Annotated in this window: 25 protein-coding genes and 2 pseudogenes; 22 read left to right on the top strand and 5 right to left on the bottom strand. The window is 34.1% G+C overall.

Translation table 11 applies throughout. From position 1 onward, the window contains the following. The first annotated feature begins 29 nt into the window (after positions 1-29). The 4 genes from BAMA_RS14810 to BAMA_RS14795 all read left to right on the top strand — a co-directional run bounded on the left by BAMA_RS14810 (position 30) and on the right by BAMA_RS14795 (position 5,171). Positions 30-1,007 carry an agmatine deiminase family protein gene (locus BAMA_RS14810; RefSeq protein ID WP_034640482.1) on the top strand — a complete coding sequence of 326 codons (978 nt, stop codon included), beginning with the start codon at positions 30-32 and terminating at the stop codon, positions 1,005-1,007. Between the two features lie 125 nt (positions 1,008-1,132). After that, positions 1,133-1,948 (top strand): MerR family transcriptional regulator, encoded by an 816-nt coding sequence (locus BAMA_RS14805; protein ID WP_034640408.1) that lies wholly within the window; start codon positions 1,133-1,135, stop codon positions 1,946-1,948. A 194-nt stretch (positions 1,949-2,142) separates the two neighbouring features. Beyond that, entirely contained in the window at positions 2,143-3,897 is a 1,755-nt protein-coding gene (locus tag BAMA_RS14800; RefSeq protein WP_034640404.1) for an amidohydrolase, read from the top strand. A gap of 227 nt (positions 3,898-4,124) precedes the next feature. Continuing rightward, entirely contained in the window at positions 4,125-5,171 is a 1,047-nt protein-coding gene (locus tag BAMA_RS14795) for an agmatine deiminase family protein (RefSeq protein ID WP_034640401.1), read from the top strand. Between the two features lie 259 nt (positions 5,172-5,430). Here BAMA_RS14795 and BAMA_RS14790 read toward each other — a convergent pair whose 3' ends face one another. Beyond that, a complete protein-coding gene (locus BAMA_RS14790; RefSeq protein ID WP_034640399.1) occupies positions 5,431-5,751 on the bottom strand; it encodes a hypothetical protein in 321 nt (106 codons plus the stop codon). Between the two features lie 249 nt (positions 5,752-6,000). Between BAMA_RS14790 and BAMA_RS24550 the strand changes: the two are divergent. Continuing rightward, positions 6,001-6,081: pseudogene (locus BAMA_RS24550) on the top strand (RNA polymerase subunit sigma-70); the annotation flags it as partial. An 84-nt stretch (positions 6,082-6,165) separates the two neighbouring features. On the opposite strand, the gene BAMA_RS14785 reads toward BAMA_RS24550, so the two are convergent. Further along, a complete protein-coding gene (locus BAMA_RS14785; RefSeq protein ID WP_034640397.1) occupies positions 6,166-7,023 on the bottom strand; it encodes a glycine betaine ABC transporter substrate-binding protein in 858 nt (285 codons plus the stop codon). Between the two features lie 349 nt (positions 7,024-7,372). Between BAMA_RS14785 and BAMA_RS14780 the strand changes: the two genes are divergently transcribed. From BAMA_RS14780 to BAMA_RS25415, 3 genes are all read left to right on the top strand, one after another. Then, entirely contained in the window at positions 7,373-8,578 is a 1,206-nt protein-coding gene (locus tag BAMA_RS14780; RefSeq protein ID WP_034640393.1) for a quaternary amine ABC transporter ATP-binding protein, read from the top strand. Next, a complete protein-coding gene (locus tag BAMA_RS14775) occupies positions 8,571-9,410 on the top strand; it encodes an ABC transporter permease (protein WP_034640390.1) in 840 nt (279 codons plus the stop codon). Before BAMA_RS14780 ends, BAMA_RS14775 begins: the two co-directional genes overlap by 8 nt. 157 nt (positions 9,411-9,567) lie before the next feature. After that, positions 9,568-9,699, top strand: coding sequence for a hypothetical protein (locus BAMA_RS25415; RefSeq protein WP_265182744.1), 132 nt, complete (start codon positions 9,568-9,570; stop codon positions 9,697-9,699). Positions 9,700-9,903: 204 nt separating this feature from the next. Here the strand turns inward: BAMA_RS25415 and BAMA_RS14770 are convergent, their stop codons facing one another. Further along, positions 9,904-10,338, bottom strand: coding sequence for an NUDIX domain-containing protein (locus tag BAMA_RS14770; protein ID WP_034640387.1), 435 nt, complete (start codon positions 10,336-10,338; stop codon positions 9,904-9,906). Positions 10,339-10,478: 140 nt separating this feature from the next. Here BAMA_RS14770 and BAMA_RS14765 point away from each other — a divergent pair, with 140 nt between their 5' ends. The 7 genes from BAMA_RS14765 to BAMA_RS14735 all read left to right on the top strand — a co-directional run bounded on the left by BAMA_RS14765 (position 10,479) and on the right by BAMA_RS14735 (position 15,755). Beyond that, a complete protein-coding gene (locus BAMA_RS14765) occupies positions 10,479-11,096 on the top strand; it encodes an MFS transporter (protein WP_157406011.1) in 618 nt (205 codons plus the stop codon). Between the two features lie 26 nt (positions 11,097-11,122). Next, complete coding sequence (locus BAMA_RS14760; RefSeq protein ID WP_034640381.1) at positions 11,123-11,911, top strand: arylamine N-acetyltransferase; 789 nt, start codon at positions 11,123-11,125, stop codon at positions 11,909-11,911. A 15-nt stretch (positions 11,912-11,926) separates the two neighbouring features. Next, positions 11,927-12,277: a hypothetical protein gene (locus tag BAMA_RS14755; RefSeq protein ID WP_235184459.1), complete on the top strand. Its 351-nt coding sequence runs from the start codon at positions 11,927-11,929 to the stop codon at positions 12,275-12,277. Positions 12,278-12,434: 157 nt separating this feature from the next. Continuing rightward, entirely contained in the window at positions 12,435-13,016 is a 582-nt protein-coding gene (locus BAMA_RS14750; RefSeq protein ID WP_034640376.1) for a DUF4256 domain-containing protein, read from the top strand. Between the two features lie 294 nt (positions 13,017-13,310). Further along, positions 13,311-13,916 carry a LysE family translocator gene (locus tag BAMA_RS14745; RefSeq protein WP_415782963.1) on the top strand — a complete coding sequence of 202 codons (606 nt, stop codon included), beginning with the start codon at positions 13,311-13,313 and terminating at the stop codon, positions 13,914-13,916. 323 nt (positions 13,917-14,239) lie between these two features. Further along, positions 14,240-14,779: a sigma-70 family RNA polymerase sigma factor gene (locus BAMA_RS14740; protein ID WP_034640372.1), complete on the top strand. Its 540-nt coding sequence runs from the start codon at positions 14,240-14,242 to the stop codon at positions 14,777-14,779. A gap of 4 nt (positions 14,780-14,783) precedes the next feature. After that, positions 14,784-15,755 carry a DUF4179 domain-containing protein gene (locus BAMA_RS14735; protein ID WP_034640370.1) on the top strand — a complete coding sequence of 324 codons (972 nt, stop codon included), beginning with the start codon at positions 14,784-14,786 and terminating at the stop codon, positions 15,753-15,755. A gap of 135 nt (positions 15,756-15,890) precedes the next feature. Here the strand turns inward: BAMA_RS14735 and BAMA_RS14730 are convergent, their stop codons facing one another. Together BAMA_RS14730 and BAMA_RS14725 are read right to left on the bottom strand one after the other, a co-directional pair. Beyond that, positions 15,891-16,169 carry a hypothetical protein gene (locus BAMA_RS14730; protein ID WP_034640368.1) on the bottom strand — a complete coding sequence of 93 codons (279 nt, stop codon included), beginning with the start codon at positions 16,167-16,169 and terminating at the stop codon, positions 15,891-15,893. A gap of 469 nt (positions 16,170-16,638) precedes the next feature. Beyond that, a complete protein-coding gene (locus tag BAMA_RS14725; protein WP_034640366.1) occupies positions 16,639-17,112 on the bottom strand; it encodes a MarR family winged helix-turn-helix transcriptional regulator in 474 nt (157 codons plus the stop codon). Between the two features lie 144 nt (positions 17,113-17,256). Between BAMA_RS14725 and BAMA_RS14720 the strand changes: the two genes are divergently transcribed. The 7 genes and pseudogenes from BAMA_RS14720 to cydC all read left to right on the top strand — a co-directional run bounded on the left by BAMA_RS14720 (position 17,257) and on the right by cydC (position 26,202). Beyond that, positions 17,257-17,841, top strand: coding sequence for a DUF3238 domain-containing protein (locus BAMA_RS14720; RefSeq protein ID WP_034640364.1), 585 nt, complete (start codon positions 17,257-17,259; stop codon positions 17,839-17,841). Positions 17,842-17,910: 69 nt separating this feature from the next. Next, a pseudogene (locus BAMA_RS14715) lies at positions 17,911-18,054 on the top strand (FMN-dependent NADH-azoreductase); the annotation flags it as partial. Between the two features lie 362 nt (positions 18,055-18,416). Next, positions 18,417-19,547 carry a DNA polymerase III subunit beta gene (dnaN, locus tag BAMA_RS14710; protein WP_034640361.1) on the top strand — a complete coding sequence of 377 codons (1,131 nt, stop codon included), beginning with the start codon at positions 18,417-18,419 and terminating at the stop codon, positions 19,545-19,547. Between the two features lie 791 nt (positions 19,548-20,338). Next, entirely contained in the window at positions 20,339-21,739 is a 1,401-nt protein-coding gene (locus BAMA_RS14705; RefSeq protein ID WP_034640359.1) for a cytochrome ubiquinol oxidase subunit I, read from the top strand. Beyond that, entirely contained in the window at positions 21,726-22,742 is a 1,017-nt protein-coding gene (gene cydB, locus BAMA_RS14700; protein WP_034640357.1) for a cytochrome d ubiquinol oxidase subunit II, read from the top strand. Before BAMA_RS14705 ends, cydB begins: the two co-directional genes overlap by 14 nt. Continuing rightward, positions 22,742-24,478 carry a thiol reductant ABC exporter subunit CydD gene (cydD, locus tag BAMA_RS14695; RefSeq protein WP_034640356.1) on the top strand — a complete coding sequence of 579 codons (1,737 nt, stop codon included), beginning with the start codon at positions 22,742-22,744 and terminating at the stop codon, positions 24,476-24,478. Before cydB ends, cydD begins: the two co-directional genes overlap by 1 nt. Further along, positions 24,475-26,202 carry a thiol reductant ABC exporter subunit CydC gene (gene cydC, locus BAMA_RS14690; protein WP_034640354.1) on the top strand — a complete coding sequence of 576 codons (1,728 nt, stop codon included), beginning with the start codon at positions 24,475-24,477 and terminating at the stop codon, positions 26,200-26,202. Before cydD ends, cydC begins: the two co-directional genes overlap by 4 nt. Positions 26,203-26,665 lie beyond the last annotated feature (463 nt).

The raw sequence follows: 26,665 nt of genomic DNA, 5'->3' as shown, positions 1-26,665 counted from the left end.
TAAAACTTCAAGATAGTGAGGAAAGTAATATGAAGCAAATAAATAGCGGAGTTATTTTTACTGCAATACCAAACAAATCAAATCAATATTATAAGCCTTTTTATAAAGATCTTCTTCATTTTAATGAGAGTCTGAATAACAATAAAGCATTAACTGATCACCATATATCTTTAACAGTTGAAAAGCATAATTTTGATACAAGCTTTTTTGAATATGATGACATTTGGTTGAGGGATATTGCACCAGTTATAACAAATCATCTTGTTAAATTTAAATATCAACCACATTACCTACCTGAAAGTCAAAGTCGATATTTAAATAAACAATTTAATAAATGGCTGAAGAAAAATGATTTTGAATATATTACTTCTCCGTTGATACTAGATGGCGGCAACCTTATTTGGAATAAAAAAGATACAGTTATACTCACGGACCGCATATTTGAGGATAATTTTAAGTGGACAGAAAGAGAAATTATAGAGCAATTAAAGTTGGATTTAGATGTCTGTCTTGTCATTATTATTCCTGCTGAATCAGGAGATATACTTGCGCATGCGGATGGCATGGTTAAGTTTATTGATGAGCATACAATGTTTATTAGTGATTTTTTAGGAGATCGAGAATTTAGGCATTGCATTCAAGAAATTATTCGAGAGAAAATGCCAGAAGCAAAATTTGTAGTTGTTCCTTCTTCGTATACTGAAGTAGGGCAGTATGATCAAGAGATAGCATCAGCTAAAGGTTTATATATAAACATGTTAGAAACAAACGATACCTTATATGTTCCTAAATTTGGATTATCTAAAGATAACGAAGTGTTCCGGCATATCAAAAAATATACGGATAAACATGTGATTCAAGTTCACGTGGGGGAGCTATCTACAATGGGAGGTGCAATGAATTGTTTAACATGGTATTGTCCGTCCCATTTGTTACCTCATCAATTTAAAAGAAAAGACAGCAAACATGATAAATTTTCTATTTTTAATTTTTTAAATTGGAATTAATGCTTGTTTGCAAATTAGATAACAAATTCGTGTTTCTTCCCTTCGTAATTCTTATGAAGGGAAGAAATCATTATTGTAAGATTATAGAAGATACCGCAAATACAATTGTTTAAGGGGCATTTATTATGTATACCATTACCGATTTTTCTCGAATTTGTAAAATGAGCACTCGTATGTTAAGACATTATGATAAAGAGGAAATACTGAAACCAGCGTATGTAGACCCCATAAATGGATATAGATATTATGAACAAAATCAACTGGAAATAGCATTGCGAGTCAAAAAACTAAGAGAATACAAATTTTCTCTCCCGAAAATTAAGATGATTCTTCATTCATCCAATCAAAATGTATTTCTCGATCATATGCGATCTCAAATTTCAGAATTATCTCATGAGGTGCAGCAAAATTTGCAGATTATTTCCGAAATGACAGAGATTATAGATACAAATACGAATTTAATTTCAAGACAACAGAGACCTTACGATATTTTAAGTGGAATGAGAAATGAAATAACTGTAATTACTCAAAGATTACAAATGAACATTCATGATATGGATAAACATTTTGAGTATTTATACGGAAAAGCTCAAGAGAATGAACTTCAAATAATCGGTTCTCCATCCGCTATTTTTTATGACGAAGAGTATATTCCTAATGAAAGTGATATTGAATTAATAATTCCAATTCGTTATGAAAATACTGAAAGCATATCACAGGAGTGGAAAATAAAAGAGTTAGCTCAGCATCAAATTGTGACGACCTTACATCATGGGAGTTACGATTATATCGGTTATGGCTATATGGCACTAGAAGAATGGATTGAAAAAAATGGATATCTGGTAGATGCCAAGCCATATGAAGTCTATTTTAAGGGTCCTGAATGTAATTGCTCAGTTGAAGAGTATGTAACACAAATTTGTTTTTCGGTTATAAAGTGAAACTTCAATCAGGCTTTCACGGGCTGTTAATCTCCCACCTAAACTTCTCTGAATCCTCTAAGTTTTGAGGTGTGAGTCTTACAGCCCGTTAATGCGGGATAAAAGTAGAAAAATAATAATAGTTGACCTTGACACTATGTGAATGCTTATTCTATTTTCACGAGCAGTTTATTTTAATAGAAGGAGCAAAAAATATGAAAGAAAATTCTCGAAAGTTATTAATAATTGTTTTTATAATTATTAGTACGATATTCGTTTCAGCATGCGCACCTCAAATAGGAGAGGCGGAACAAAGCAGTACGCTCCCTGTGAACAAGTTGTCTGATAATGTAGTATTTAAAAATGGCATAATCTATACTTCTAATCAAAGGCAAGATATAGCAGAAGCTGTAGCAATGAAAGATGGAAAAATTACATTTGTTGGTTCCAACAAGGATGTGAAAAAATTTATAAATAAAGATACTCAAGTCATTGATTTACAAGGGCATTTCGTCCTTCCTGGTTTTGTGGATAATCATAATCATTTATTTGAAGCAAAATCACCAGCGGCAGGGTTTTGTAATGTATCACCAGATGATTCATTACAAGATCAACGCTCGTATTTAAAAGCTTGTCAAAAAGGTGTGAAAAAAGGGGAATGGATAAGCGGAACAGGATTTAGTTTGGAGAATTTATTACAAGATATGGACGAAGAATCAGAAGAACAAACTCCATTACAGCTCCTTGATGAGATGTTTCCAAATAATCCTGTAGTAATCATGGAAAGAACCGCACATTCTGTATGGGTTAACTCCAAAGCATTAGAGATATCTGGGATGCATAAAGATACGAAAGATCCACAGGGTGGTAGAATTATTCGAGATCCAGAAACAGGAGAACCTTTTGGTATTCTTTATGATGCAGCTGGTGATATCGTGATGGAGAAAGCTTGGAACTCACAGCCCTATCTGTTTGAGAAAAATTATGAAGGTTTATTGAATAGCTTGGATGAAGTCGCAAAAAACGGGATTACAACAGTTGGTGACGGTCGTCTATATTGGAAGCGCGGTTGGCTAGACGTTTGGGACAAAGTATATGACGAAGGAGAGTTAACATCACGGGTAGTACTCCGTCCGTGGGTATACCCCAACCTAAATGAAGCAGAACAACTTGAGTATTTCAAAAAAATTAAGCATGATGATTTATCGTCTCGAATGCTAATTAATCAAGTGAAAATGTATAGTGATGGAATTAGCATTAATAGTACAGCGAAAACACTGGACAAGTATAAATTCGAGTGGTTCCCAGGAACTCCTTATGGTTTGAATTATATTCCAGAGCAAAAGATGAAATGGTGGTTGACGGAACTTAATAAAATTGGTTATGGTGCATTTATTCATACGATTGGAGATGGCGGGGTAAGAGAGAGTTTAAATGCGATTGAAGCAGCAAAAAAAGAGGGCGCCACTCATCCGTATACACTTACTCATGTGGAAATGGTAGAAGAGAGCGATATTAAGCGTTTTGCTGCATTAGGTGTTAGCGCTGACTTTCAGGTAGGTCATGATTTTGCAGAAGACCCTAATCAAGGTTGGGCAAGTGCATATTTTTCAAATAAACAGATGAAGCGTATGATGCCATTAGGTCAAATTTGGAAAACAGGAGCGAATGTATCACTTAGTAGTGATTGGGATGTAAATGAACTGAATCCACTTGTCACTATTTCTAATTCGCTAAGTCTTGGTAAAAAAGGTTTACCTGATGTATATGCAGCTATTGATGCTTATACTATTAAGCCTGCTAAATCATTAGGACTTGATAAAATAACTGGTTCGATTGAAGTGGGTAAATCTGCTGATATTGTAGTATTAAATGCTGATATCACTGAAATGAGTGAAGAAAAGATTCCTAATGCTAAAGTTTTAATGACAGTTTTACAAGGAGAAGTCGTTTATTCTAAGAAAAAGTAGTTAGACACATATTTAAAGTAGTTTGTAAGGAATGTGTTCTGTATTATACAGAGCACATTCCTTTTCATTTTGTCTTACTCTGATTGTTATTGTAGTAATAAAGTGAAACTTCACTTAGTGACGGTTTCTTCATATATAATAACTTGCAAACAATGATATTTTCTGTTGACCTTGACACAATGTCAATGGATAGAATGAATGTACATTCTTAGAAAGGGTGAACATGTATGAAAAGTATAGAAAATATCGCATTTTATATGCCGGCAGAATGGGAGGAACATGAGGGAACATGGCTTCAATGGCCTCATGATAAAACACATAGAGGCGAAGGATATAAAGCTAAGTTAAATGACATTTGGATCACAATGGCAAAGGAGCTTCATTACGGGGAAAATGTACATATTGTTGTATGTAATGATGAAGAAAAAGAGTATGTTCAATCGAATTTAAAGGAAGAAAAGGTTGATTTAACTAAAATTGACTTCTTAATTCACGAAACGGATGACGTTTGGATAAGAGATAATGGACCTATCTTTGTGAAAGATAAGGAAGGAAATCTGTCACTAACACATTGGATTTTCAATGGTTGGGGGAATAAATATCCACATACAAACGATGCTGTTATCCCAAATGAAATAAGTAAGAATTATAAGACTCCAAAAGTTGATGTGGGTGTTTGCCTAGAAGGAGGAGGGATAGAAATAAACGGAAAAGGAACCTTGATGGCAGCGAAATCTTCCATTATAAATGAAAATCGAAATCCTATGCTTAGTCAAGAAGAGATTGAGCGTGCATTAACTAAGTATTTGGGTGTAACAAACTTTATATGGATCACCGGTATTCGTGGAGAAGATAACTATAATGAAGATACAGACTTCCATATTGACGGGGCAGCACGTTTCACCAATGAGAATACAATCCTCTATGAGTATGATCCTTTTGGTGAAAGTGAAGCGTATCTTTTGGAGGCGTATGAAAAACATTATCGAGAATTACAACAAGCAAGAAATACGGATGGAAAACCGTTTCAACTTATTCCAATGCCATTAACGAGAAATATAGTGAAAGAGGCAGATTGTAAAGGTTCATATTTGAATTTTTATATCGGAAACGAAGTTGTATTGATGCCCATATATGATGATGAACATGACAAGCTAGCACTACAAATTATTGAAGGGCAATTCCCAGGGAGAAGAATTGTCGGTATTAATGTAAGTGAATTATACGCATATGGTGGTATGATTCATTGTGTAACACAACAACACATTAAGTAAACTGAATTTCTATTAGTTGTTACTAGGATTACTCGCATTTCGCACTTTGCCGACAGGTCTTCTTTTAGATTTCAATTTTTTTGTGAAAAATTTCTACTAATTATGCAGCATCCCTTATCAAGTAGACAATATTTTAAAAGCACAACTAAGTAACTCGAGTTCCATATTTATATAGAACTCAAGTTACTTAGTTTCTAGGAAAATCAACATAGATTGTTTCTCTCACATTAAATGGATGGGTATTTTAAATAATACATGATTAGTTTTTATATTGCATCCATCCAGTTTCTGAACGTACCGCATTAAATTTTCCATAAGACAAAAGCTTCATTGCTGAACGACTAGCTGAATAAAATACGAAGTTCAGCTTCCATTCTTCCTCAAATTCTTCTGGATACGATGTAGATTCATACACGTAATAAGCAGCCATAATACAAGGAATGATTTGCTCTGATTCAAAATCATATGTATTTGCATCATTAACAATAAGATTAAGGAGAGATTGATTTTTATCACTCAATTCTTTTTGAAGTAATTTTTTTACCGCTGCTGGTACTAACTCTAATATTTCACTCTTCACAATAGTCACCTCCAATACGGATAGTATGTTCCAATAAGTAAGTGTTTTATCTCAACAAGTTCAGAAAAAGCAAAAAGAAGTTATCAACATTATTCCTTCGCTTATATTACAAGCTCTCTTTATTGAGCCCTTAATCAAAGGGAACTTCAAGAAATATAGTGGTAATAAGTCTTTGTGTTTTTACTTTGCGATCTACGCAGCAATCCTGTCAATGCCCTATTAAGTAAGCGCTGAAAATGAGTGATTATTTTGTGCGCAAAAGTAACTCGAATGTTAAGAAATCATATTGATATGAATCGTTCAAATATAAACTTTACCATTGAAAATTATTACTGTATGTTATAGATATTGAAAAAAACAACTTAAAACAGGCTAGAGAACATTAGAATCTCTGGCCTGTTTTTGTATAATAAATTAATCTTTTATCCACGTATCCACTAATGCTTGATTCTTGTTAATCCAGTTTTGCGCAGCTTCTTCGGGATCCTTTATTTTATTTAACGTCACCATTAAAGTACCAAGTTGTTCATCAGTCATTTTCCATCTATCGAAATATTTCACAATATCCGGGTGATCTTTTTCAAACCCTTTTCTTACAGAGTAATAAATATCGTCTTTTTCACCATATACTTTCTTAGGGTCCTTTAAATATTTTAAATCAAATTCTGAAAAACCCCAGTGTGGATTCCAAAGCGTAACAGCGATTGGTTTCTTTTGCGTATATGCCTTTTTTAGCTCACTCATCATTGCCGCTTCCGAAGATTGGACAAGTTTTAGCTTTATATCATATTCTTTCATTGCTTTATCCGTTAAATTCATAAGACTACTGCCGGGTTCAATACCGACAATCTTATTATTTAATTCATCCTTATAAGTATTTAAATCTTCGATGCTGTTAATGTCTTTCATATATGAAGGGACGACTAAACCAAGTCCAGTTCCTTCATACCATTTCGATTTTAAGACAATGTCATTTTTATACCGATTATTTAAAGGTTCGTCGGTTACAGGAAGCCACACTTCTAAATTTGCATCAACATCGCCGCGAGCAACACCAGTCCAAATCGCTGCTTTTTCTAAATACATGAGTTCAACTTTATAACCTTTTTGTTCTAATAAAACTTTCCACATATTTGCGGTTGCAATGTTTTCTTTCCAACTTGTTACACCAATTTTAATTTTCCCTTTCATATTTGCATTCGTAGCATTACAAGAGGTAATAATCATACTGATGAATAACAAAATGCAGATAAGCCATATTTTTCGTTTCATTGAATCCTCCCGTTTCATAAATAAAAGTTGTTTTGTTTCATTTTATATAGCATTGCTTTTATGAATAAATCTATAAGTGAACCTTCTTATTATGAACGGAAACAGGAATTTTAAAAAAGCTTCGTTATCTCGTATTAACGGGCAGTAATCCTCTCGTCTCAAAATTCATCAAAAGCAACGAGGTTAGGCCGGAGTCGAGCTGCTTCTAAAAGCCCGATTTGCCATGATTAATAATTAGTGAGGGTGAAACTCCCACTGATTAAAGTTTCACTTTATGTCATTTCTATGTAATATTTCTGTTTAAAATCGTTACACTATGTGAATAGATAGGCAGAAAAGGAGTCGTTGTATGGAAAATACAAAAGTACGTGTTGAAAACGTAACAAAAGTATTTGGAAAAAATCCTCAAAGAGCAGTTGCGTTATTAAAAGAAGGAAAAAGCAAATCAGAAATATTAAAAGAAACGGGAATGAACGTTGGAGTGAAAAAAGCAACGTTTGAAGTATATACTGGAGAAATTTTTGTCATCATGGGGCTATCTGGGAGTGGGAAATCAACTCTTGTGCGGATGTTAAACCAATTAATAAAACCAACAGCAGGGCATATATACATAGATGGAGAAGACATCGCAACGATGGGGAAAGAGGCGCTTAGGAAAGTCAGAAGAACGAAAATGAGTATGGTCTTTCAAAAGTTTGCGCTATTTCCACATCGTACTGTTTTGCAAAATGTTGCCTATGGATTAGAAATACAGGGAATTCCGGTAGAAGAAAGAGAAGCGAAGGCTCTAGAATCACTTAAATTAGTAGGGTTAGATCATCATAAAAATAGTTACCCGGGGCAACTAAGCGGCGGTATGCAGCAGCGTGTTGGTATTGCAAGAGCTCTTACAAACGACCCAGATGTCCTACTTATGGACGAGTCATTTAGCGCATTAGATCCGCTTATTCGAAAAGAAATGCAGGATGAATTGTTAGAGCTGCAAGATAAGATGGAAAAAACAATCATTTTTATTACACATGATTTAGATGAAGCACTTCGAATTGGGGATCGCATTGCATTAATGAAAGATGGAGAAATCGTACAAATTGGAACGCCTGAAGAAATTATGATGAGTCCAGCTAATGAATTTGTGGAAAAATTCGTTGCGGATGTGAATTTAGGAAAAGTTATTACTGCTGAATCCATTCTGAAACGACCAGAAACATTATTAATTGATCGTGGGCCTCGTGTGGCATTACAAATTATGAGAAATGCTGGTGTGTCTACTGTATATGTTGTAAATAAAAAACACGAATTTTTAGGTATTTTAACGGCTGATAATGCAAGTAAAGCTGTTCAAAAACAATGGCCAATCGCAGATTTACTGCTGAAGGATATTCCACATGTTTATTTGGATACATTATTGGAAGAAACATATGCAAAAATGGCGGAAATGAAGCTGCCATTACCAGTAATTGATGAAAAGAAAAGGCTAAGAGGCATAATAAAACGGGAAAGTGTCATTCAAGCGCTTGCAGGAAATATTGAAGAAGAGGTGAATGACGGTGAATAGTATTCCACGTATTCCTTTAGGTGAATGGGTTGATGCATTCGTTGCTAGTCTATATGCGAATTTTGAAGGACTGTTTAGAGGGTTTTCATACGTCATTGGTGGTTTTGTTGATTTACTTACTAATTTTTTAATATTGATTCCAGCATTTTTAATGATTATAATCATATGTTTTCTCGTTTGGTATACAACGCGCAAAGTATCTTTAGTAGTTTTTGCTTTAATCGGCTTATTGTTTATTCTAAATATTAACTATTGGGAACAAACGATGCAAACATTGGCGCTTGTTCTCACATCAGTTATTATTTCTATTATTGTTGGGATTCCAATTGGTATATTAGCATCCCAAAATGAACGATTTTCAAAAATATTAAAACCGACATTAGACTTTATGCAAACAATGCCGGCGTTCGTATACTTGATTCCAGCGATTACATTTTTTGGAGTAGGTGTTGTTCCTGGTATTATCGCATCTGTTATTTTTGCAATGCCACCAACGATTCGTTTTACGGATTTAGGAATTAGACAAGTACCAGAAGATTTAATTGAAGCTGCCAATGCATTTGGTTCTACTGCATCGCAAAAGTTATTTAAAGTTCAGTTACCTCTCGCAACAGGAACAATAATGGCTGGCGTAAACCAAAGTATCATGCTATCTTTATCGATGGTTGTTACAGCCTCACTTGTAGGAGCACCAGGACTTGGGGTAGATGTATATCGTTCTGTAACGCAAGTTAACATTGGAATGGGATTTGAAGCTGGACTAGCTATTGTAGTCATTGCCATTATACTAGATCGGATTACACAAGGATTTCATAGGAAAAGAAAAGGTTAAAGAAGGGAAAAACGCTTCGTATGTGAAAAGAAGGATTGTGATGCGTTTTTATTATGATGAAAGTTTAAAAATGATTACAAAAGAACCGTTAAACCTGTATTAATTTATTTCGTTAGCACAAAATAGGTATGAATCTTAATGAGAGGAGGAGAAAGTTATGACAAACCAAAATGATAACCGTCAACAAAAAGGTAAATACACTAATAATGCGAAAAGCGATACTGAATTCTCAAAAGATGTAAATATTAGAAGCGAAATCACGAAAAGAGATTTACAAAAGAAGAAGTAATGTTTATGAAAAGGTATGAAGTGAATTATATTTTTTCATAATAAAAATTAAGAAGTTTGACAAACAAAAGAGCCGGTTTCTGGCTCTTGTTTTCATTGGATGCCAAACTACTCTATTTCATAATCTGTATAGGAGACAAAAAGTATTACATTTGGCTTGTGAAAACCGAGCTAACCTATAAGAAGATTAGCCCCGTTTTATTAATTAAGAAGAAACACTCATTGTTGCTAATTTATAAGCTAATTTGATATTTTCTTTTAAATAAATCGGAAACTCTTCCCCTGCTAAAATTTCCTCTGTTGTCATCCAAACAACTTCATCTACTTCATCAGCACTTTTCGCATAAGCTTCTCCATGCTCATAATCACAAAGAAATACGATATCTACTACAGCTACACCAGTATCTGTTACAAATGAAGAGCTGTTCACATACCTGAAATTACCCACTTGTATACCAACTTCTTCAAATACCTCTCGCTTTAGTGTACGCTCTAAAATATCCGATGAATTACCTTCATTATCTACTTTTCCACCAACAAGGGATAAAGTACCGCCAGCGTGTTCTTCTTTCTCACTTCTTCTAATTAATAGCCATTTTTCATCTTTAAAAATGGCAGCTTCTACGTTCACGATAAACATATATAAACCCTCCGTGACATTAATTTATCTCTATATTCTATAAAAAAGAAGGATTTTCCTGTATTCATACTAAAGTTGTATCATCCACTAGCTCTATAGATAAATGGAGTGTATTGTAATTTCATTTACAATAAAGCTATATTGCAGAAAAGGAGGGAATAAACTTTTTATTTCATCATAAAATTTTGTGGTCGGTAGCTATCATAGGATGTTTGTATAACCTTGCCGCTGGAGCACTGTATACTGTAGTGACATACTATTTATCAAGTGACTTTCAGCTCAGTGCTTCCGTTGTCGGAAATGTATATTCCATTATGGGAGCTATGGCTTTACTTGGATCGTTTCTCGCTCCAGTATTAACAAAATATATGAGGATAGGACGTGCCATTACAATTGTGTGTTTCGTTTCATTATTTGGAACGATCATGATCACTTCTTTTGCTGATTGGCGAATGACGATGGTAGGTTATGCAATATTAAGTATTGGTGGTGTTATGCTGAATATATATACATTTACCATTAGACAAAAAGAAATTCCAAATGGATTGATTGGTCGAATTAATTCTGTATACCGTATGATATTAACAATTTCTTTCCCGTTATCTGGATTAATTTTAGGTAGATTGGCTTCTACTTTTGGTGCAAAAACTGCTTTTATCGGAACTGCTATTTTAATGGGAATCGTTACATTGTTTATTTTCATATCAAAATTGCCTGCTTATGAAGAACAAGGGAAGAAAGCATGCAATGTAAGTTGAAATGAAAACGGCTAGGAGGAATACTTATGCACGAACATTTATTAGTAAACCGTTTCTTAACTTTCTTAGAAGTAGAACGAAAAGAGCCTACGATTTCATTTCTCAATGAATTAATTCATCAACATCAAAAGAAAGTGAAGTGGGAAACATTCACTAAGATGATTGATTGGGAACATGGAAATCGAACAGGGAACTATATCCCGTCAATTGATGTATATATTGACCGAATGATAAATAAAGGAATGGGCGGCACATGTTGGACGCTTTCCATAGGATTTCATTGGTTACTTTCACAACTTGGATTTCATGTGCAGTACTTATATATGGAACCCGGGCATCTTTGTTTACGTGTTGACCTTGATCAACCTTATTATGTAGATGTTGGATATACAGCGCCTTTATTCCAAGCATATCCGCTTTTAACAACATTTCAAACAAACGATACCCGTGAAACGTTTCATTACAACGTCTCTTCTGAATCTATCGCTGTAACAAGAATACCAGGTCCTGAGAAGACGTTATCGCCACAGCCAGTAACATTAGAAGAGATGTATCCGATATTGAAGAGGTCAAATGATTGGTCAAGAGCTCTATTTTTGAAGAAAACTCGTATTTTTTCCTATGTTAATGATATCTCGAGCTCGTTAGAAAATAATGTGTTAAAGCAATATTTTTATGATAAAAAGGTAGAGAGTATTATTCCACCCCGGAAGCTTGCGCGTTTCATTACAGACTATTATAGAATGGATCAAGAACTTGTTCAGAAGGCATTACAAATACATGAAGAAAAAATGAAACTGTCAAATCATTCATGATACAATGAGAAAAAAATGAAAAGAGTAGGGGATATGAAAAAAAAGAGGATTATATTAATAATCATTCGTTATGTCTGTTTATTAGTTGGTTTAATGGTATATACATTTAACAACGGAGACTCACCTCTATCTACATTATTTTTATTTGTTGGTGTCATGACTATATTTATCGAAGATTACCATTTAGGTCATCGTAAAAACTTCAAAAAGAATTATAAAGAAATTATTCCGCTATCAATCATACTCTGCGTCTTTTTCTTACCAATAAGTAATTTATCTCAAGCGTTATTATTTTTCATTTTGTTAACAATATCTACTGTCTTTTCATTGAAAGGTATTGAGAAAGAAGCTATTGATGTTAAGTAACAAAAAAAGTTGCAAGTCATTTTATTCCACAGTCGGGTGAAAGTGCAGAGCGATTGACCATCCTTTTACTAGAAAACAAATCGTTGCGTTCCGTTTCGATAATGATATATAATTAAAACAAAAATAGAACATATATTCGTTGAAAAGGAGCAAGAACATGATAGAAAAAAATACAATTAGTGATACAAAAGAGTTATCACTAGAACAACATGAAGAATTACTTGCAACATTGAAAGCACGTTTTGAGAAAAACACGAACCGTCATGAGGGTCTTCAGTGGGATAAAGTGCAAGAAAAACTAGATGCTAATCCTGAAAAAATGTGGTCGCTTAATGAAATGGAACAAACTGATGGTGAACCAGATGTTGTTGGCTATGATAAAGAAAAGGACGAATACATTTTTTATGATTGTTCAGCGGAAAGTCCTAAAGGTCGTAGAAGTGCTTGTTATGATCTTGAAGCACTAGAGTCGAGAAAAAAACATAAACCAGAAAATAACGTTATTGATATGGCAACTGCGATGGGTATTGAACTATTAACAGAAGAACAATATCGAGAGCTGCAGAAACTTGGAACTTTCGATAAGAAAACATCGAGTTGGGTGCAAACACCTTCTGATATTAGAGAACTAGGCGGCGCTCTTTTTTGCGATTACCGTTTCGGACACGTCTTCGTGTATCACAACGGAGCAGACTCCTACTATGCTGCTAGAGGTTTTCGTGGCTCGTTAAGGGTCTGAGTTTAAAGATTACATAGGAAAAAAGGTCATATTTCATTTCTCAACGGCTTTATTCCGTGTAGGAAGTATCCTATATCTAGATCAACTAAGAATAACCCCGTTCTAAATTTAGAACGGGGTTATTCTTAGTTGAGGTTTTAAAATGAAATAACTTTATTATCCTTTACACAATCAGATAAGGTTTATGTTCAATTAATTACACAACTTTTATATAATATATTTTAAGGATTACATAGACCTTATTCTAATCAGAAAGGTGATGATAAAGTGGAAGATTTTTATTTCTTTGTTCTTATGTGTATTTTTCTCATTATTTTACCTGGTCCTGATACTGCAGTTGCTACAAAAAATACGCTCACTGTTGGGAAAATGGGGGGTCTTCAAACAGCTTTCGGCACTTGTTGCGCCCTTCTTATCCATACTTCTGCTGCTGTACTAGGACTCTCAGCAATCATTGTGAAATCAGCATTTGTATTTTCTAGCTTTAAATACGTTGGTGCTGTTTACTTAATTTATCTGGGTGTTAAGACATTATGGTCTTTAAAGAAAAAGGAAGAAGCAGCAAGCGTAGAGATAAATGCAAAAAGACAATTTGAAAACACATCTTGTTTTAAACAAGGATTTCTTACCAATCTTTTAAACCCAAAAGTTGCTGTCTTTTTCTTAACTTTTTTACCTCAATTCGTGGACCCTGGAAGTAATACCTTTGTACCTTTTCTTATAATGGGTATTACTTATACTGTATTGACTGCCATATGGTTTTTACTTTACATTTATTTAATTCATCAAATTAGTGCATTTATGAAAAAACCGAAAGCGCAAAATATGATTGAAGGAATTACAGGTACTATATTGATAGGGTTTGGTATAAAACTAGCTTTAGAAAAGACTCATAGTTAAATTATTAAGATCATTGATTTTCCTAAATCAATAACTAAGCCAATAGCCGATTTTCTTACTATATAAGGAAGCGGCTTTTTATTTTTCTAAAATTGTCTTAACGTAGGTTTTATGTTATGTAGTTAGCAGAAACTTTATTAAAACCGTCAAAATATATAGTAATGTTGATTTATCAATATAAAATGAATCAACTCCATTGTCATTCATCAGCTGGCAAAACATTTTCTTTTCTTTTCTTTTTCAACGATATAGTGATAGGTTTAGGCCATTTGTTTCGTATTATAAAATGAATCTCAAAAAGTAAAGCAAGGAGGGGAAATAGGTTGAAAGTAACAGAAGAAAATGTTGTGGAGCAAATTCAGCTAAAAAATGAAAAAGCGATCACTTTTATTATTCAAACGTACGGCGGTTTACTTACTTCAATCATCCAACGACATGTACATTATAATAACGAAGATTATGAAGAATGTTTAGACGATGTATTACTTGCCATTTGGTTTCATATCGATGCGTTTGATCATAGTAAAAATACGTTTCAACAATGGATTGTCGCAATTGCTAAATACCGAGCAATTGATTATCAGCGTAAATCGATAAAAAACCAGAAACGTTTTACAAGTAAAGAGATAAACGATGATACATATAAGAAACCAAGCGCCCAAAACGATACACATGATGTGGAAGAATTACTTACGCAACTAACAAACACAGAACGTACTGTTTTTGAAAAGTATTATTTAGAAGGTGTTCCTTCTCGAGAACTCGCCACAGAAATGAATGTGAAAGAGTCATGGATTCATAATAAGCTATCACGTGGACGGAAAAAGTTAAAGGAAATCTTTACTTTTAAAAAAGAGGTGTGATGTGATGTCAATTTATAAAGAATTAAATAATATGAAGCTAGATGTAACAGAGTTTGAAGAGAAGCCGCTAACAAAATTACAAGAAAAACAGTGGGAAAAGCGTGTACTTAATAAATTACATAAAAAGAAACGTTCAAAAAAATGGTTAAGTGTAGCAGCTGCATGCATTATTATAACTAGCATCGCAGTACCACTCACGAATCCTTCTGTTGCAAATGTACCGTTTATAGCAGAACCAATTGAGCATTTTAACGATCCAGAGAAAAAGCAACAACTAGATTATTCGAAATATAAAACAATAGTTGGCGAAACGGCAGAAAATGAGTATGGGAAATTAACTTTGAACGAAGTCTTAGTGGATGACAATAACTTACTAATCGGTTCAACGTTTGAACCAGCGGAGGGGATTGCTTTTGATTACCAAAAAGCATTAATTCCAAAAATACAAATCAATGGTGAGGATCTTACTGTCACAAGAGGAGGAGAATCGATTGAAATAAACGATGCGATGTTTACTATTTACAACGATATCGAACTATCTCATTTACCACAAACAGAAACGTTACAACTTGAAATCTCATATGATACGTTTGATTGGGATACTGTAATGAACAAGCCTTTAGTATTTCATATCGAAGCATCACAAAGTGAATTAATAAAAGATAAAAAAACATTTAATACAAATGAAATGATCACTTTACATAATGATCAAAGCATTGTTATTGAAAAAGTTGTTGTTACACCAATTTCTACATCTATTTACTATGATGCTACGCAAAGTACACATAATCCAATTTATTTTAAAATTGTATCAGAAAATGGTGAGGAACAACTTTTCAATGAAGCAACGTTCAATGATCCAGGAGAGATTTCTTTTAGTCGCTTTGATTCCATTAATATAGAGCAAGGTAAATATTCGCTTGTCCCGTATAACGGAAAAGATGAAGTAATAGGAGAAGCGATTCCAATTCAATAACAGACTGAGGGCCACTCACACATGAAAGTGTGAAGTGGCCTTTATGTTTGACAGCAAATTCACCATTTTTGTAGAGGATGTTATCCAGTCAAAATTTATAATACGTATCTTCTTACGTTAGGCACCTGCTTTAAATCACCTATCTATATCTTTAATGAACCTAACTAAATTAATGATGAGCATTAAAATTAAAAATATCGTAATAATCAATGGAAAATAAAAATCCCAAAAAACATTAGATGAGAAACTACGAATATCAGACATAAACCAAAGCAAAGGAATACCTGGTAATACTACTACATTACTAATTAAATTAAGCATACTTTTTTTAATTTTATTTTGTAAAAGAGCCCTAATAACAACATTAGAAATTATAATGAGCAAGAGTGTTGTTGATAGTAGTGTCAAATTCATATAATAAACCATCTCCTTTTTATAGTGAATAAAAACGGTTCATTTGAATGGGGGACTGGTGAAATTAAAGTATTTAACATCTGCATTGATCTTATAATGTTTTCATTCCGTGAAAACATTTGGATACTGTATATTATATACATATAATTGAAACCAATTATCTTTAAAATGAGGAAGTGTAGGTTTTTGGAGGGAAAGTCTTAACAATAATGTTATCACATTATTGTTAAGATAAAGAGTATGTTTATTACCTATTTCTGTGCTAATTCACATAATTTTTTAGACGATTATTATATAAAGTGAAACTTCACTCAGTGGGGGTTTTCTTCATCCCCACTGAGTGTTAGTTGAACCAATCGGGCTTTTACGAGCTGTTTATCTCCCACTTAAACTTCTTCGTTTCCCTTAAGTTTTGAGGTGGGGGTTTTACAGCCCGTTAATGCAGGATAAATAAATCCTAACTCTACAATTACCAAACAGGTCTTAATTTCGTTGGCAATTTACCTTCATTTGTTTCATAAACTAATTTTGTTAAATCCTTTTTTATCATTTGTAGTCTTTCAGCACCGATGCTTTCAATCCAGCGTTGTTCAATTTCCATTAATATTTTTTCTTTTGTTTTTACTACTAATGAACCACGTTCGGTCAAAATAATAATTTTCCCTCTCTTGTCAGTAGGGTGAGCTTTACGCATTACATAACCACGTTCCTCAAGATAATCCACTATTTTACTCACGGCTTGCTTTGTAATTCCTAGATATTCGGCTAATTCTATACCTGTTGCTCCGTTCGGGGTGATGTGTTTAAAAATAAAACCGTGTACAGGTCTAATATCTCCAAATCCCAATTCACTCAATTTATCATGAAGTTCGTTAATTGCTGTACTAAAGGATAATGATAAAAGCGATGTAAGATCCAATTCATTATCTAATTCATGATTCATGTATATTCCTCCTTAAAGAAGTCAACTAAGTTGACTATACTCAAGTTTTATTGTACTATACGTAATATAGTCAATCAAGTTGACTATATTACGACGAAAAACAATGATTAAGAAAACTAAATTCACAAATGATGGAGGGTTCTCATGGCTAACATTGTTAAACTTAGAGGTAGCGTATTTATTCCAATGTCTTGGACTGAACCTCAGAAAGATATGGAAACAGGAAATATAATTCAATTTGAAGGCGATTCTCGTGAATTCACTCCTTATGCTGTAAACACTATGCGCTCTAGAATTGAACAAGAAGTGATTGTAGATTTTGACAAAAAAGAAATGTTCACATATGAGAACACAGGCATAACAACGAAAAAAGTCACAACTCCCGACGGTTCCGTTAATAAAAGAAAGGGAAAAGCTAGTACAGAAAACATTTTATGCACGAATATCGTATGGGATTCAGACTGTGTCACATTTCAAATGAGCGCAAGTGCTAGTAATCCATTAAATATATATGTACCTTCTGCTGACTACCTATTAACCGTACATGTCAAAAAAGATGGTACTATTCAGATTCAAGGTACACATGATGGATTTCCTTGTTATGAATTTTATAAGCAAGTAAATTGGGAACCGTTCGAAGAAATCTATATACATGATTTCAGAAAGACTGGCGATACGGTTGAAGCTTTAGGTGGAGAAATGGAGTATAGTTTTAAAAAGATATTGTGATATTAGAGTGATTCCATTTAGTAAATAAATATATAAACATCCAAGAACAAATAATAGAAGAAAAAGAGGATGACAACAGTTTTATTTGTAAAAGTAAACAATCGTCCAGCAAGTCAGGCTGTTAGTGTAAAATTATATAAGGCTTTTTTAGCAAGTTATAAAAAATCACATCTACATGATACGATAAATGTGGTTTTTCTATTCAAAAAGCAATACCATCGCTATAAAAGCGTTTGTACGTCGGTTTGAAACAAAGATGTACCGTTTATAAGTTATCAAGACCTAAATTCAAAGAAACCTAAAATATAAGGGGCCTAACATATTATATATGACTAATATGTTAGGCTTTTTTATTTTTGGTGTCTCAAAAAAATGTTTTAGACTATAGAAAACAAGATTAGACTGTTAAAAAATAATTGTAGACTGAAGAAGTGTTTTCTGTACATGAAAGCACTTTTTGCTAACATAAAAATTAAGTATCGCAAAATCTTTAAATGATAGTTTAGTTGAACAGGAATTTTTAGGGATTTTGTCGAATTAGTTTTACTAACGATTAAAATGGAGTGAACTTTATTATGGAAATTATAATAAATAATGAATGTTTTAATAAAGCAATTTCTGAGGTTAGTAAAGCAGTATCTTTAAAAACGCCCTTTCCTATTTTGACAGGTATTAAGATAATTGCTGAAAAACATTGTTTAACCCTTATTGGAAGCAATTCTGATATTGTTATTGAAAAAGTAATACCTTTAATGATTAATGATGTAAAGGTATTGGAAGTTTATAAGACAGGAAGCATTGTTATATCTGCTAAATATTTAAGTGAAATTGCTAAAAAGCTCCCTAGTGATATACATTTAAAAGTAGACGAAAAACAATTAGTTACCATTCAGTCTGATGAAATTATAATGACCCTAAACGGATTTAACCCTAAAGAGTACCCAAGTCTTCCTCAAGTTGATGAAGCTACATGCACTAAAATCTCCAGTATTGAATTAATGGAAATAATTAATCAAACTGTATTCGCAGTTTCTAAGAGCGAGTCCAGACCTGTCCTGACAGGAGTTAATATGTCTTTTAAAGAAAATCAAATTTCGTGTGCTGCAACAAATTCTCATCGGTTAGCACTAAGAGAACTTGCAATAGAAACAAATGTAAATGGTTCTTTCATTGTTCCGAGTACAAGCTTAAATGAGCTTACTAAGCTAATTAAAAATGAAACCGGTGAAATACATATTTATATAACAGATAGCTATATAGTGTTTAAATCAAAAACTATCTCACTTTTTTCAAGATTAATTGAAGGTAATTATCCTAACATTTCGGGATTGTTACCAAAAGGTTCGAAGACAGTGATTACTTTGGACACAACTCAACTGTTAAAAGGTATTGATAGAGCATGTCTTTTTGCAAATGAATGGAGAAATAATAATGTAAATTTAGAAATCAAGGATGGTAAAAAGATAAGAATTTTTTCTAATTCATCAGAATTAGGAAAAATAGAAGAAACACAAAATATCAAGATGATTAGCGGAGAGATTGAATTAAGTATTTCACTTGATGGAAGTTTTTTAATGGATGCTTTAAAAGTAATAAAAGAAGAAGAGATAAGATTAAGTTTTGGTGGTTCAATGAGACCAGTCTTAATTGAACCTGTTGATAATTCTTCATATCTTCATCTTATTTCACCAGTACGATCCTATTAAATAGACCAGGACTTTATTACTTTTAGTAACAGTAATCTTTAATTGAACAAGACTATGTTACTCGATAATCGAACACTTTAATGAAGAAACGAAAAAAGCCCGATTTCTCAATTAAAATAGAGAAATCGGGCTTTTTAATTTTTGAATATTTGAATCAGGGTTTGCAAAATATTTCTGATCAAGCCTTATTCCAAATCAACAGATACTGCTTTTTTATTAATCTCATCGCCTTTGAGTAATTACTTGCCGTAAACAATTATTATCGTTAGTTATAAACTTTACTTTCATTTCCTTTTCGTTTGTTTTTGTATATCCGATTACAATATTTGTATTGCTGTTTGTATCTGTATTTCTAATTTAAACGAAGAGTATTTTTTCTAGATAACATTTTATGATCTAACTTAGAAGAAGTATGCATCGTTCCCTAAAAAGAGGATATGAACATCTAAAAAACGTACTTTTACAATAATTAATTCCTTTTTCAAAAAAATAACAAAAGACATATTTTCGTCAAATTCCTGTCATGAATACGTCAAAAATTAGCCGAATTTATTATGTGAGTATATTATACAATCCAATTAAGAGATAAAACACTGTGTGAATAGTAGAAAGTTGAATAACAGATTAAATTCAAACTTTACGACTATATTTAATTTCTGAAATTCCTAATCTTCTCAAAATACATATGTGAATTTCTCATTTTGGATTTCTTACGGGTTGACTCGAAAACTTACATGTGCCTCAACCTGTTTGTAATAAATATAAAACATTAAGAAGGAAGTGACCTGAATATGGACGTTCTTGAATTGTCACGAATTCAATTCGCAGCAACGACGATTTTTCATTACTTTTTCGTTCCGTTATCTATCGGTTTAGCTTTTATTATTGCGCTAATGCAAACTATGTATGTCGTAAAAGGACAAGAGATTTATAAAAAGATGACAAAGTTTTGGACACAAATATTCCTAGTTAACTTTGCAGTTGGGGTTGTAACTGGTATTTTACAAGAATTTCAGTTTGGTATGAACTGGTCAACCTATTCTCGTTTTGTTGGTGATGTATTTGGACCATCACTTGCGATTGAAGGGCTTCTTGCCTTTTTCATAGAGTCGACATTCCTTGGTCTTTGGGTGTTTGGTTGGGATAAACTGCCGAAACGTATTCATCTTCTATGCATTTGGCTTTTATCGATTGGAACAATGTTATCATCATTTTGGATTTTAACTGCCAGCGCCTTTATGCATGCGCCAGTAGGATATGAAATTGTAGATGGCCGTGCGCAAATGAATGACTTCCTAGCAATCATTCAAAATCCACAACTTTGGGTACAATTCCCACATACAATTACAGCTGCAATGGCAACAGGCGCATTTTTCATTGCGGGTGTAAGTGCATGGAAAATTGGAAAAAAACAAGAGACTGCTATGTTTAAGAAGTCTTTCCGCATTTCTATTATTGTTGGAACAATTTCAACAGCGCTTGTGTTATTCTTTGGACACGCTCAAGCACAACATTTAATTAAATCACAACCAATGAAAATGGCAGCAGCTGAAGCGCTTTGGAATACGAGTGAAGACCCAGCACCATTTACAGTGGTCGCAAATATTGATCCAGAAACAAAATCAAATTCATTTGAAATTCAAATTCCATATTTATTAAGTGTATTATCTTATGACAAGTTCAGTGGTCAAGTAGAGGGAATGAATCAGCTTCAAGCAGAATATGAAGCAAAGTATGGGCCAGGAGATTATATTCCACCAGTACGTACAATGTTTTGGAGTTTCCGCGCAATGGTAATGAGTGGAACATTTATGTTAATACTAGGTGCATATGGTTGGTTTTTATCAAGAAAGAATCGTTTGACAGAAAAACCATTGTATTTAAAATTGATGGTGTATGCGATTGCGCTTCCGTTTATCGGTAATACAGTAGGCTGGATTATGACAGAGATGGGACGTCAGCCTTGGGTTGTGTTCGGCGTAATGAAAACGGAAGATGCAGTATCACCAAATGTTACATTTGGAGAAGTATTATTCTCGCTTATTTCATTCACATCACTGTATTTAATTTTAGGAGGAATTTCTGTTTACTTATTCGTTCGTATAATTAAAGGGCATGCGAATAAGAAGGCTAAAAAGGATTATCAAAGCCATGATCCGTTTGATAAGGAGGAAGAGTATGTTGTCTCTTAATGAGTTGTGGTTTTTAATTATCTCAATCTTATTTATTGGCTTCTTTGTACTTGAAGGTTTCGATTTCGGAGTAGGGACAGTTTCAAGGTTTTTAGGAAAAAATGATTTGGAGAAACGAATATATTTAAATACAATTGGGCCGTTTTGGCACGCGAATGAAGTATGGCTTGTTTGTGCTGGTGGTACTATGTTTGCAGCATTTCCGCACTGGTATGCAACACTATTTAGTGGTTTCTATATTCCTTTTGTATTTATGCTTCTTGCTTTAATTATAAGAGGAGCTGCTTTTAAATTCCGAGGTAAAATAGAAAATCATAAATGGAAAAGTATATGGGACTCTGGTATATTCATTGGAAGTGTATTGCCACCTCTACTTTGGGGGATTACAATTGCAAACTTTATGGTTGGATTACCAATTGATGAGAATAAAAATATTGTAGGCGGGTTCATGCAATTACTTCATCCATTTGCGTTACTCGGTGGAGTAATGTTCCTTCTTTTATGTATTGTTCATGGATTGCAATTTATTACTTTGCGTACAACAGGTGAATTACGAGAACGTGCACGTATTGTTGCGATGAAAATTGCTCCTGTTACATTAATCACACTTCTTATTTTTGCAGGTGTAGGGTTATGGAAGACGGATATTTTTACTACCCATGGTACAGAATGGATTGTAGTTCCAATTGGAGCTTTTGTAGCGTTATTTGTCTCTACATTATTAAATAAAAGAAGAAGAGATGGTTGGGCGTTCTTTATGACAAGTTTAACAATCATTTTATTAAGTGCAAGTGTGTTTATCGGCATGTTCCCACGTGTCATGATTAGCACATTAGGAGCAGCGAATGATTTAACAATTTATAATGCTGCATCAGGGGCTTATGCATTAAAACTCATGAGTTATTTCTCGCTTACTATTTTACCGTTTGTTATAGGAAGTCAAATATGGAGTTATTATGTATTTAAACAACCTGTTAAGTCAAACAACGATTTGGAGTACTAATGAAAAGAAAAAGAGGACTTCCGTCATATCCTGGTAGCCGTATTTTATATGTAACACTTAGTTTAATTAGTATTTTTGAAGCTCTTAGCTTAATTGCTCAAGCAGCATTTTTAGCGCGTACCATTACGTTTTTATTTCAAGGAAAAACCGTACAAGATGTTTATAAGGAAATTATTTGTTTTGCAATTGCCTTTGTTGTAAGACGTCTGTTACTACATGTATCACAAATGTTAGTAGAGCGGTTTTCAGAAAGAACAGGACTCGCATTACGTGAACAATTAATACAAGCGTACTTTAGACTAGGCCCAAGATTTGTACAAGAAAAAGGAACAGGTCATCTGGTTACATTATCAATAGAAGGGATTCAGCAGTTAAAAACATATATTGAGTTGACGATCCCACGAATGATTCGAACTTGTATTGTTCCTGTGATAATCGTTCTCTATGTTTTCACATTAGATGCTACATCTGCGGTCATTTTAGTTGTAACAGTACCAATTGTGATTATCTTTATGATTCTTCTTGGCCTAGCGGCACAGAAAATGGCTGATAAACAATATGATACGTATCGTGTGTTATCAAATCATTTCATTGATACACTAAAGGGCCTAGAAACATTAAAGTATTTAGGACAGAGTGTAAAGCATGAAGAGAAAATTGAAAAGGTTAGTAAAAGATATCGAAAGGCAACACTTCGCACATTGCGAGTTGCTTTTCTTTCTTCTTTTGCACTTGATTTCTTTACAAGTTTATCGATTGCCTTTGTGGCAGTAGGGCTTGGTATTCGCTTAATAGATGGATCTATTATTTTACTTCCAGCTCTTACAATTTTAATTTTAGCTCCTGAGTATTTCTTGCCAATCCGTCAAGTTGGAGCAAATTATCATGCAACGTTAGATGGACAAATTGCACTAGAGCAAATTGAAGAGATTATCGAGCAGCAAAAGAAAGTAGACGTTTCTTTGAATGACTCTCGTATGATGTGGAACGCTTCTAGTAGCATGGTATTGAATGGTATAACGATTTCCAGTGAAGCATCCGAAGTAACATTGTTACAAGACTTACATTTTTCATGGAACGGAAATGGAGCGATTGGTATTATTGGTGAGAGTGGGGCAGGGAAATCAACGTTCATTGATGTACTTGCTGGGTTCCTTCAGCCAAACGATGGCCACATTTCTATTAATGGTGTCGATATGAAATCGTTCGGACGTGAAGATTGGCTACAAAATATCGCTTATATTCCGCAAAATCCATACATTTTCCCGCTGTCTTTAGCGAACAATATTCGTTTCTATGAACCAAATGCTACAGATGCAGAAGTGGAAAGAGTAATAGACGAAGTAGCTCTTCGTTCCCTTGCTACATCTCTTCCGAACGGGATTCATGAAAGAATTGGAGAAGGCGGGCGCATGCTGAGCGGTGGGCAAGAGCAACGCATTGCAATGGCACGTGCACTCCTTAGTAAAAAACCGATTATTTTATTAGATGAACCTACAGCTCATCTAGATATTGAAACCGAATTTGAGATAAAAAAAGAGATGCTTCGTTTATTCCAAGGGAAGCTTGTATTTTTAGCAACACATCGTCTTCATTGGATGAAACATATGGATCATATTCTCGTTTTAGAAAAAGGAAAACTTGTCGAACAAGGAACATATGAAGAACTTAAAAATAATAAAGGTGCATACGAACAACTTATTGGGAAACATGTTGGAGGGAGGTCATATGAATGAAAAGCTGGGTTCAACCTTATATAAAGCAAAATAAAGGGCGCATGCTCCTAACTATTTTCCTTGGTGTGCTTGGCGTTAGTTCAGGGGCTATGCTTCTCTTTATTTCGGGTTACTTAATTTCTAAATCCTCTCTTCAACCTGCCAATATTATGGTCGTGTATGTACCAATTGTAGCAACGCGAGCTTTCAGTATTGGACAAGCAGTCTTTCATTATATTGAACGACTCGTTGGGCACGACGTTGTGTTGCGCATTTTAGAAAAGATGCGGACGAAATTATATCGTGTTGTTGAGCCACAAGCGTTGCTTTTACAATCAAGATATCAGACAGGAGATTTATTAGGGGTATTATCGGAAGATATTGAGCATCTGCAAAACTTATATTTACGAACAATATTTCCGAGTATACTCGCACTAACGATTTATAGTGTATTTATCGGTGTTCTTGGCATGTTCGATTGGATATTTGCGCTTATGGTCGGGCTTATGCTAGCTGTCATCGTTTTTCTCATCCCATTGCTATCATTGATGATGACGAAGCAGCATCATGTTGCGTTAAAACAAGGCCGCACTCATTTGTATCAAACATTAACAGATGCGGTGTTTGGGTTAACAGATTGGCAAGCAAGTGGTCGAACAACTGAATTTATTAAAAGTTGTTCCAAGCAAGATATGGATTTATTAAAAGTAGAACAGAAAATGAAACGTTGGCAGCACATGCGTGATGGACTGATTCATCTTATAGTAGGGATTGTTGTAATCTCTATGATTATATGGACTGGAAAACAGGCACAAGCCGAGTACATTGCACCAACAGTTATTGCCGCTTTCGTATTAATGACATTATCGGTTACAAATGCATTGATTCCTGTTTCGGATGCAATTGAGCGAATTCCATCTTATAGAGATTCGTTAGCACGAATTACGAATGTGGAAGATGCTCATGCTACATCATTTGAAAGGGCGTATTCTTCTAAAGTAGTATCTGTACAAAGAGAGAAACAAGTAGCTATTCAATTAGAGAATGTATCGTATCATTATCCAGGTAGTAAGGATGATGTACTGAAAAATCTTTCTCTCACAATTCCAGCAGGAAAAAAGGTTGCGGTTTTAGGGAAAAGTGGTACTGGAAAATCAACGATGTTAAAGTTACTAACTGGGGCTTTACAACCAGCGAACGGCCAAGTATTAATTGATGGAAATACAGCACATACTGACCTTTTAGCAAAGTATGTTTCTGTATTGAATCAAAAACCACACCTCTTTGATACAACGATAGGAAATAATATAAGAATTGGTCGTCCAGATGCAGATGATCAACATATATGGAATGCTGCTGAGCAAGCACAAATCGCTTCACTCATTTCTTCTCTACCTGAAGGACTCCATACAAACATGCATGAAATGGGGAAAAGGTTTTCTGGAGGAGAGCGTCAGCGCATCGCGTTTGCTCGGACACTTTTACAGAAAACTCCTATTATGATACTGGATGAACCGACTATTGGTCTTGATCCGAAAACGGAGTATGCCTTACTCGAAACAATGTTTACTGCTGCAAAAGATAAAACGATTATTTGGGTAACACATCATCTTATTGGGATTGAGCATATGGATGAAATCATTTTTCTTGAAGATGGTCAAATTATTATGCAAGGAAGTCATAAACATCTGCTTAAAACGAATGAAAAGTATCGCGCATTGTACGAGATGGATAGAGGAATATAAACAAAAAGCACAAGTTTTGGAATTACATAAAACTTGTGCTTTTTTTATTTTATCCCGCATTAAGGGGCTGACACTCAGTGAGGGATGAAGCCCCCCACTGAGTGTAGTTTCACTTTATCTTTCCCCGACAGAATACTCCTTCCTAAAGGAACGTGAGGAGCGTAGTCCAGTGAGTAGGTGGGCGATGAATGTCGGTTGGCGATGGCCAAAATATTTGCGATCCTATACTTGTACAGATTGCTCTTTGAAAACTGAAGATATGAGGTTGTTGTAGGAAATTCGTCTACAACGTAAAATCTTCAACGTTCTATCGTCCCACGCTTACCGAAGTTGCGAAAACCAAGCGAAAGTAGGGAGCGTAGCGAGTCAACGTACAAGTAGCTTCTAACCGTAGGGACTACGGAGTTAGCCTGCTAAGATAACTGATGGATACATTGGTGTTCGCAGGAATCCCCTACTTCAA

The sequence above is a fragment of the Bacillus manliponensis genome (assembly GCF_000712595.1).
Classification (GTDB): domain Bacteria; phylum Bacillota; class Bacilli; order Bacillales; family Bacillaceae_G; genus Bacillus_A; species Bacillus_A manliponensis.
The sequence above is the reverse complement of the archived record's forward strand: the minus strand, read 5'-3'. Positions and strand labels throughout refer to the sequence as shown.